This is a genomic window from Sphingomonas sp. (assembly GCF_036677245.1).
Lineage (GTDB): Bacteria > Pseudomonadota > Alphaproteobacteria > Sphingomonadales > Sphingomonadaceae > Allosphingosinicella.
Window position 1 is genome coordinate 1 of sequence record NZ_JAKFCG010000073.1, and the last position, 9,301, is coordinate 9,301.

Annotated in this window: 5 protein-coding genes; 2 read left to right on the forward strand and 3 right to left on the reverse strand. The window is 66.0% G+C overall.

Annotated elements, in window-relative coordinates; translation table 11 throughout:
- Positions 1–184: 184 nt before the first annotated feature.
- On the reverse strand, positions 185–3,112 hold the full coding sequence (locus tag V6M48_RS08840; protein ID WP_332812174.1) for a M16 family metallopeptidase: 2,928 nt from the start codon (positions 3,110–3,112) through the stop codon (positions 185–187).
- Between the two features lie 235 nt (positions 3,113–3,347).
- On the opposite strand from V6M48_RS08840, the gene clpB reads away from it, so the two are divergent.
- Positions 3,348–5,945 (forward strand): ATP-dependent chaperone ClpB, encoded by a 2,598-nt coding sequence (clpB, locus tag V6M48_RS08845; protein WP_332812175.1) that lies wholly within the window; start codon positions 3,348–3,350, stop codon positions 5,943–5,945.
- Between the two features lie 80 nt (positions 5,946–6,025).
- The gene (locus V6M48_RS08850) at positions 6,026–6,757 is read left to right on the forward strand and encodes a 2OG-Fe(II) oxygenase (RefSeq protein ID WP_332812176.1); all 732 of its coding nucleotides are present in this window, start codon (positions 6,026–6,028) and stop codon (positions 6,755–6,757) included.
- Between the two features lie 99 nt (positions 6,758–6,856).
- On the opposite strand, the gene V6M48_RS08855 is transcribed toward V6M48_RS08850, so the two are convergent.
- Together V6M48_RS08855 and V6M48_RS08860 are read right to left on the reverse strand one after the other, a co-directional pair.
- Positions 6,857–7,843 (reverse strand): hypothetical protein, encoded by a 987-nt coding sequence (locus V6M48_RS08855; RefSeq protein ID WP_332812177.1) that lies wholly within the window; start codon positions 7,841–7,843, stop codon positions 6,857–6,859.
- 79 nt (positions 7,844–7,922) lie between these two features.
- On the reverse strand, positions 7,923–9,301 hold a 1,379-nt coding region (locus V6M48_RS08860), incomplete at its 5' end, for a TonB-dependent receptor domain-containing protein (protein ID WP_332812178.1).

Below are 9,301 nucleotides of genomic sequence, written 5' to 3' on the forward strand. Positions count from 1 at the left end.
GTTCCGGGGGATGATCCGGCCGCCAAGCCCCCGGCTTGGCTGCACAGTGCGGGGCACTGTGCAACGGATCATGACCGCGCAGCGGTGGAGGGGCGGCCTTGACGAAATTGCCCCTCCACCACCCTCCGGGTGGTCCCCCTCCCCTGCAAATGCAGGGGAGGAATTTCTGAGGGGGAGGAATTTCTTATTTCAGGACCATGACCTCGACGGGCAGCTTGAGCTTGGCGAGCTGGGGGCGGACCTTGGCGGCGTCGCCGACGACGACCCACAGCAGGTCCTGCGGCCTCAGCACCCGCCGCGCGGCTTGGTCGAGCTCGGCCGCGGTCATCGCGCGGTAGCGGCTGGCGAGCGTCTCCTGGTAATTGTCGGGACGATCGTAGAGCTCGTTGGCCTGGATCGCGCCGAGCACCGCGCCCGATGTCTCGAAGCTGCCCGGAAGCTCGCGGATGCTGCCGTTGACGGTGCGGCTGAGCTCGGCGGCGGTGACGCCCTTGGTGGTCAGGAAGCTCGTCATCTGCTGCTGCAAGGCCGCGATCGAATCGCCGGTGCGGTCGGCCTGGACCGGCGCGTAGATCATATAGGGCACCTGATGCTCGGCGCGGCGGACGAAGCCCTGGACGCCATAGGCCCAGCCCCTGGTCTCGCGCAGGTCCATGTTCATGCGCGAGAGGAAGTCGTTGCCGAGCACCTCCATCGCCGCTTGCAAGGTCGTCAGCTCGTCGGTGCCCTCCACCGGGATCACACTTCCGGCGAGGATCAGCGACTGCGGCGATTGCGGGCGGTCGATCAGCACGATGCGCGGCCTGGCGGGCGGGACGGGCGCCGCGAAATCCTTGACGCCCTTGGGCACGGCAGGCGGAGCCCAGCTTCCGAACCGCGCCTCGAGCAACGGCATGATCTCGGCCAAAGTGGTATCGCCGACGACGAACAATTGGGCATTGTCCGGCCGCAGCCACTTCGCGTGCGCGGCAACGACATCGTCGCGGGTCAGCGCGCGGACCTCGTCGGCATGGCCCGATCCGGTCAGCGGCACGCCATAAGGATGCTGGCCGAACAGCAGAGGCGGAAGCGCGTGAAAGGCGATGCCGAGCGGCTGGGTCAGCTCGCTCGCGATTCCGGTGAGCTGCTGGGAGCGCAGCCGCTCGAACTCGCGCGGATCGAAGCGCGGCGCCTTGATGATCTCGGCCATCAGATCGAGCGAAGGCGCGAGGTTGGTGGTCAGCGCCGACAGGGTCGCGGTGGTGCGGTCGATCGACCCGCCGATGCCGATGTCGGCGCCGAGCCTTTCCTTGGCCTCGGCGATCTCGCGCGAGTTGAGCCGGGCGGTGCCTTCGTCGAGCAGGGATGCGGTCAGCGCCTGGAGCCCGCGCTTGCCGCGCGGATCGGCGGCAAAACCGGCGTCGAACTGCATTGAGACGAGCACCACCGGCACCGCGGTGCGCCGCGCGAAGCTGACCTTTATGCCGTTCGACAGGCTGGCATGCTCGACATCGGGGAAGTCGAGATCGGCGATCTGGCCGACCGGCGGCAGCTTCGAACGGTCGACGCCAGCGAATTGCAGCGGCTGATGGCCCGGCGCTCCCGCGTCTGGGCCCGGCATCTCGGGCGCCTCGGGCGCCTCAGGCTGGCGATAGTAACGCGGGCGCTGCGCCGATCCGGCCGCCTTGGCGCCGGCTTCCTGATAGGCCTCGCGCTCGCCGGGAACCACATTCAGCGCGAACACCGGACGGGTCAGCCATTTCTGCATCGCCGCGCGCACCTTCGCCGGCGTCATGCTCGTATAAGCGAGCAGCCTTTTCTTCGAAAAATCGGGATCGTTGGCGTAGAGCGTCCCTTCCGCGAGCGCGACCGCCTTGCCGCCGCCACCGCCGACCTGCTCGAGCCCGCGGACTCGATCCGAGACATAGCTCATCACCACCCTCTGGACCTCGTCCTCGGTCGGCCCGTTCGCCACGAGATCGGCGATGATCGCGTCGAGCCGAGCCGCCACCTGCGCCGGGTCGACGCCGGGCTTCACGTCGGCGGTCACCTCGAACAGGCTGATGCGATGGAATTCCTGGAGGCTGGCGGTGACCGCGACCGCGGTCTGGTCCTGCCGCACCAGCTCGTTGTCGAGCCGCGAGCTGGCAAGGCCGCCGAGCACATATGCCGCGACGTCGAGCGGGACGGCGTCGGGATCGAGCAGCCCGGGCACCGCCCAATTGCGGTAGATCCGGGTCGTCGCGACCCGGTCCTTCATCACCTGGCTGACCGGCGCGGGCAAGGTCGGCACCGCCGCCTGCGCCGGGACATTGGCCGGGCCGCGCGGGATATCGCCGAAATATTTCTCGACCAATGCGCGCGCGGTTGCGACGTCGACGTCGCCGGCCAGCACCAGCACCGCATTGTTGGGGCCGTAGCGGCTGCGGAACCACTGCTTGACGTCCTCGAGGCTCGCCGAATCCAAGTCCGCCATCGAGCCGATCGTCGAGTGGCGATAGGGATGGCCTTGGGGGAACAAGGCCTCGAGCTGGGCATATTCGACCAGCCCGAACGGATCGTTGTCGCCCTGGCGCTTCTCGTTCTGGACGACCGCGCGCTGGTTATCGAGCACCTTCTGGGTCACCGCGCGGAGCAGATGGCCCATCCGGTCGCTCTCGAGGAACAAGGCGACGTCGAGTGCCGCCCTCGGCACCGTCTGATAATAATTGGTGCGGTCGAACCAGGTGGTGCCGTTCATGTCGGTCGCACCGATCTGCTTCAACGGCTCGAAATAATCGCCGGGCGCATTCTCCGAGCCGTTGAACATCAGATGCTCGAACAGATGCGCGAAGCCGGTCTTGCCTGCCGGCTCGTCCTTCGAGCCGACATTGTACCAGACCGACACCGCGACGATCGGGGCCTTGCGGTCCTCGTGGACGATGACTCGCAGGCCGTTGGCGAGCGTGAATTGCTGGTAGGGGATGTCGATGGTTTGGACGAGCGCCGCGAGCGCGCTCGCTCCCGGCGCGGGTGCGGCCGCGGCAGGGGATGCCGGCGCATCGCTCGGCGCGGTGGCGCAGCCGGTGAGGGCGAATGTGGCGGCCAGGGTGATCGCGGAGGAAAGGGCGAGGGAGAGGAGCCGAAGGCGCATGGAATCCCTTTGTCGGGCAAATGGTTGGACGCAGCATAGCGCTGCGGCTTACTGGCGCAACACGCCAGCACAGGACGTCTCGTCCACGGGCGCTCGTCTAGGGGGTTTCGCGTAGGGGATCGGGCCGACCGCGTGTCTATAGCGCCGAATGGGAGCCGCACCCCTTGTGTTGCAAAGAAGCAACACTACATCGCGGCTACGTTTAAAGGGCCCTCTGGCCTTAAAGGGGATTGCCATGAACCTCGAGAAATTCACCGATCGCGCCAAGGGCTTCCTCCAGGCCGCGCAGACGGTCGCGATCCGGCTCAACCATCAGCGCATCACGCCTTCGCACCTGCTCAAGGCGTTGCTCGAGGACGATCAGGGCATGGCGGCCGGGCTGATCGCCCGCGCCGGGGGCAGCGCCGAGGCCGCGACCCGCGCAGTGGACGAAGCGCTGGCCAAAATGCCGGCGGTGTCCGGCAGCGGCGCCAGCGCCGCGCCGGGGCTCGACGCCGAGGCGCTGCGGGTGCTCGACCAGGCCGAGCAGATCGCGCAGAAAGCCGGCGACAGCTATGTCACGGTCGAGCGGCTGCTGCTCGCGCTGGCGCTGAGCCCGACCACCGACGCGGGCAAGGCGCTGCAGAATGCCGGCGTCAGCCCCGAGGCGATCAACGCGGCGATCAACGAGCTGCGCGGCGGCCGCACCGCCGACACCGCGACCGCCGAGGACCGCTACGACGCGCTCAAGAAATTCGCGCGCGACCTCACCGAGGCGGCGCGCGAGGGCAAGCTCGATCCGGTCATCGGCCGCGACGAAGAGATCAGGCGCACGATCCAGGTGCTCGCGCGCCGCACCAAGAACAACCCGGTGCTGATCGGCGAGCCCGGCGTCGGCAAGACCGCGATCGCCGAAGGCCTCGCGCTGCGCATCGCCAACGGCGACGTTCCCGACGGGATCAAGGACCGCCGGGTGATGGCGCTCGACATGGGCTCGTTGATCGCCGGCGCCAAATATCGCGGCGAGTTCGAGGAGCGCCTGAAGGGCGTGCTCGACGAGGTCAAGGGCGCCGAGGGCGAGATCATCCTGTTCATCGACGAGATGCACACCCTGATTGGCGCGGGCAAGAGCGAGGGGGCGATGGACGCCTCGAACCTGCTGAAGCCGGCGCTCGCGCGCGGCGAGCTGCACTGCATCGGCGCGACCACGCTCGACGAATATCAAAAGCATGTCGAGAAGGACGCCGCGCTGCAGCGCCGCTTCCAGCCGGTGTTCGTCGGCGAGCCGACCGTCGAGGACACGATCTCGATCCTGCGTGGGCTGAAGGAGAAATACGAGCTCCACCACCATGTGCGGATCACCGACGGCGCGTTGGTCGCGGCAGCGACCCTGTCGCACCGCTACATCTCCGACCGTTTCCTGCCCGACAAGGCGATCGACCTGATGGACGAGGCCGCCTCGCGGCTGCGCATGGAGGTCGAATCGAAGCCCGAGGAGATCGAGAATCTCGACCGGCGCATCATCCAGCTCAAGATCGAGCGCGAGGCGCTCAAGAAGGAAAGCGACAAGGCCTCGAAGGACCGCCTGACGGCGCTCGAGGAGGAGCTCGCCAATCTCGAGCAGCAATCGGCCGAGCTGACCCAGCGCTGGCAGGCCGAGAAGGAAAAGATCCAGGCCGAATCGAAGCTCAAGGAAGAGCTCGATGCCGCGCGGCTCGAGCTCGAGCAGGCGCAGCGCGCGGGCGATTTGGCCAAGGCGGGCGAGCTTGCCTATGGCACGATCCCCAACCTCGAGCGCCAGCTCGCCGAGGCCGAGGCCGCGACCGAGAGCGCGATGCTTCGCGAGGAAGTGACCAGCGAGGACATCGCCTCGGTCGTCTCGCGCTGGACCGGCATCCCCGTCGATCGCATGCTCGAGGGCGAGCGCGAGAAATTGCTGCAGATGGAGGAGGAGCTCGGCCGGCGGGTGATCGGCCAGGAGGATGCGGTCAAGGCGGTGGCCGCCGCGGTCCGCCGCTCGCGCGCCGGCCTGCAGGATCCGAACCGGCCGTTGGGCTCGTTCCTGTTCCTCGGGCCGACCGGCGTCGGCAAGACCGAGCTCACCAAGACGCTCGCCGAATTCCTGTTCGACGATTCGCATGCGATGGTCCGCATCGACATGTCCGAATATATGGAGAAGCACAGCGTCGCGCGGCTGATCGGCGCGCCTCCGGGCTATGTCGGCTATGAGGAAGGCGGCGTGCTGACCGAGGCGGTGCGCCGGCGGCCCTATCAGGTGATCCTGTTCGACGAGGTCGAGAAGGCGCACAACGACGTCTTCAACGTGCTGCTCCAGGTGCTCGACGATGGCCGCCTGACCGACGGTCAGGGCCGCACGGTGAACTTTTCGAACACGATCATCATCCTGACCTCGAACCTCGGCAGCCAGTTCCTCTCAAACATGGCCGACGACCAACGGGTCGAGGATGTCGAGCCGCAGGTGATGGAGGTGGTGCGCGGCCATTTCCGGCCCGAGTTCCTCAACCGGCTGGACGAGATCATCCTGTTCCACCGGCTGCGGCCCGAGCATATGGGCCCGATCGTCGACATCCAGGTCGGGCACGTCCAGCGGCTGCTGGCGGACCGCAAGATCAGGCTCGAGCTCAGCCCCGGTGCGCGCGCCTGGCTCGGCAGGGTCGGCTACGATCCGGTCTATGGCGCGAGGCCGCTGAAGCGGGCGGTGCAGAAATATCTGCAGGACCCGCTCGCCGACGCGCTGCTGCGCGGCGAGATCCCCGACGGATCGGTGGTGCGGATCGACGAAGGCGACGGCCAGCTCGTGCTTCGGACCGAGCCGGAGCGGGCGGCGGCCTGAGCTTGCACCGCCGGCTTCGGCGGCACATTGTCGCGCGGCGCGGCTGACCGCAGCAGCTGCGAAGGTAGATGGATCCGCGCATGGGCTCTTTCGGGAATTTGTCGCCAAATCCAACGCTGGATCCGGTTCGCCTTTCCGCGGAATTTGCCGGCGCGCGGCGGATCAGGATCGCCGATTTCCTGCCCGCCGCCTCCGCCGCTTCACTGCTTTCCCACCTCACCGAGGCACACGACTGGCAGCATGTCATCAAGGGCGGCGAACGCGTGTTCGAAACGCCGAGCGAACAACTGGCTGCCATGGCAGAAGCGGAACGGCGCGCGCTCGATGCCGCGATCTTTCGCGAAGCCGCGCATGGTTTCAGGTTCCGCTATGACACGATCCGCGTCCCCGATGGCGCGGAGGAGCGCCGCCGGGCCGCAACTCCACTAGCGGGCTTCGCACAGTTCATGTCGTCGCCGCAGATGCTCGGCTTTTTTCGCGCGCTGACCGGTAACCCCGAAATCCGCTTCGTCGATGCCCAGGCAACACGCTATCGCGCCGGCGATTTCCTGACGCGCCACGACGATCTGGTGGGAGGCAAGCATCGCAGCCATGCGTTCGTGCTTGGGCTGACTCGCGGGTGGCGTCCGGAATGGGGTGGATTGCTGCTGTTCAACGATGCGAGCGGCGGCGTTGCCCAGGCGATGACGCCAGCCTTCAACACCCTGGACCTGTTCGCGATCGGGCAGCCGCATAGCGTCAGCTATGTTGCGCCTTATGCCGAGGGAAGCCGCATCTCGATCACCGGCTGGCTCCGCACCGAGCTTCCTTAGAGCATTGGCGCGAAAAGCTGGGCACCGGCTTTTCGCAACAGGCAATGCAGCAACAAAGAGCGATCGAGCGGAAGTCGATCCACCTAATCGCATTCGACTCTAAGCGTCGAACGTACGATCTGCCCAATCGAGGGCATGCTCGATCGCCGGACCGTGTTCGGCCTCGATGGCGGAGCCGATCTCTACTTCTCGAGTGCGGGAATAGGCATTGCCGGGTGCCTTCGCGTGGCGCCCGGCCCAGGCCGCAACATTGGTCTGAATTGCTTGTGGCGGCAGGTCCAGATCAAGCGCGGTGGCCGCTTTGAGCGATGCCGCTGCCGGGTCCGCGGCAAGTTCGGCCTGGTCGAGCAGATGCCGTTCACCCCAGCCCCCCTGTTCGATCGCCCTGGCGAACTGACGACGTTGTATCTCATGCGTCGTGACCGCAATCCGCGCCAACGTGTCGGTCTGATCCTGATTGGCCCTTAGCGCCGCAGCGAGCAATTCTGCCGCGTCACCGCCGCCACTGGAGAGATGGGCCGCTGCGCGTGCGGTGAAGGCCACACGCTGCGGACCCCCACGGAATACTGCGGCCAGATAGTTTGCGCGCGACGTGGTCAGGAAGAGAGGATGGAGCGGCGCAGCCGCGATCAGGGACGGCAGCAGATTATTCATCCAGTTGGAAGGCTTGACGATCACGGTCTCGCCGTCATTCCATGGTCTGGCAAGATGGCGAGCGACCGCTGCCAGAACCTTATCGAAGGCCACGAGTGCCTCGCCGTTGCGGTCGGCCGCGGCTCGCTGGTTGGCGAGATCGGCGAGACAATTCGGCTCGCGCAGCACCAGCGACGAGCCAGGATGGTCGAGAAGGCGCGCAAGCAGCGTCGAGCCGCAAAATCCCATGTGGAAAAGGAAACGGATTGGCGGCGCCGGCCCAGACTCGCTTTCCAAGAGAGTTTGCAGCGCAAGCTGGCGGAGCGGCCCGCAGGAGAAATCGCTGCGGCCGTCGATGAAGCTCGCGCAGCGCAGATCAGCCGCGCTCGCCGGGACGACTTCCGCCTCGGCATCAGCCAGCGAAAGGCGATGAAGGAGCAGACGCACGCTCATGGGATCTCGGCGTAGCGGTGCTCGGCGTTTGAAGCAAAGGCCCGGGCGGGGTTCGCCCGGGCCTTCCCTCGCTCTCGGATCAGAAGCGGACGGTCGCTCCTGCGAAGAATGTCCGGCCGAGCACGTCATAGGTGTTCGGGAAAGTCCCCCCACCGACAGCGGTTGCACCGGTCGTATCACCGACGACGGGCGGTTTCTTGTCGAACAGGTTGAGGACACCGAGCCGGAATGTGTAGCGCTCGGCAACGTCGACGCTCAGCGTTTCGTCGAAGTAATTATATGCCTTGATGGTCTGCAGCACGATGCCTTCAGGGCCCGACAGCGAATCATCGGCTTTAATCTTGCCGATATGACGCCAGCGGGTGAGCAGCGATGCGCCGCCGAAGCCCAGCCGGAGGTCCACGACATGCTTCCACTCGGGCATTGGCTCGAGGTCGCACACCGGGCCGAAGAAGCCCGCGCACTGCTCGGCCGTCGAAGTCGGCTCGGCCTGGAACTTATAATTGTTGGTCCACGTGCCAGCAAATCGAATGCCGTAATTGAAGCCCTCGTCGAAACCGCCGCGATAGGAAGCGGTGACGTCGATGCCGTCGGTCTTGATCGCCCCGACGTTGCCGAGCGTCGATGGCACGCCCACGAAAGTCGGGCCACTCAGCGAACCATCCACAGGATTACGCACGATGCTCGCGCAGGCGGGGTTCGTGATGCTTGGATCGCTGTAACATTGCTCGATCGTAATGAACGGCGGAGTGTCGCTGATCGCCCCCTTTATCTTGATGTTGAAATAGTCGATCGACGCGGTGAACCTGGGCAGCTGCGGCGGATTGAACACCGCGCCGATGGTCCAGGTGTCCGACGTCTCCTCGCTAAGGTTGGGGTTGCCTCCGGTGAAGATGTTGATCTGACCCGAGATTGGCTGCGGGATGATCCCGATCGCCCCGGCAGGTGCTCCTTGCGCGATGCAAACCGCGGCGATTGTGCCGCTGACGCCGGCGCCGGCGCAGGGATCCACGCCCAGACCACCCGTACCCGCGACGACGGGCGAGTAAAGCTCGTAGAGGTTTGGCGCACGCACCGCGCGCTGGTAAATACCGCGAAGCCGATAGCCTTGGGTTGGCGACCAGTCGCCACCCGCCTTGTACGTCCAAACGCCACCAACCGTGGAGTAATCGGAATAGCGCACACCCGCTTCTAGGCTGAGCATGTGGAAGAATGCCTTGTCCTCGATGATCGGCACCTTCAGCTCGCCGTAAATTTCCTTGACGTTATATTTTCCTGAAATGTTCTGCCCCTGGCCGTAGAAGATCAGGTCTCCCGAAGCATAGAGCGGATCGACCGCCGTTGTGCCCTTCTCCCGGCGATACTCGACGCCGACGGAGAAAGCCGCTGGGGTGGCCGCGCCTGGGCTCTTCAAAAAGGCGAGGTCGCCGCCGATGTTCGCGCCGACGATGAATTGCG

What these genes read in the sequence shown, in the direction of transcription:
- clpB (WP_332812175.1), top strand. Translation starts at nt 3,348, where the DNA reads ATGAACCTCGAGAAATTCACCGATCGCGCCAAGGGCTTCCTCCAGGCC.
- V6M48_RS08840 (WP_332812174.1), bottom strand. Translation starts at nt 3,112, where the DNA reads ATGCGCCTTCGGCTCCTCTCCCTCGCCCTTTCCTCCGCGATCACCCTG.
- V6M48_RS08855 (WP_332812177.1), bottom strand. Translation starts at nt 7,843, where the DNA reads ATGAGCGTGCGTCTGCTCCTTCATCGCCTTTCGCTGGCTGATGCCGAG.
- V6M48_RS08850 (WP_332812176.1), top strand. Translation starts at nt 6,026, where the DNA reads ATGGGCTCTTTCGGGAATTTGTCGCCAAATCCAACGCTGGATCCGGTT.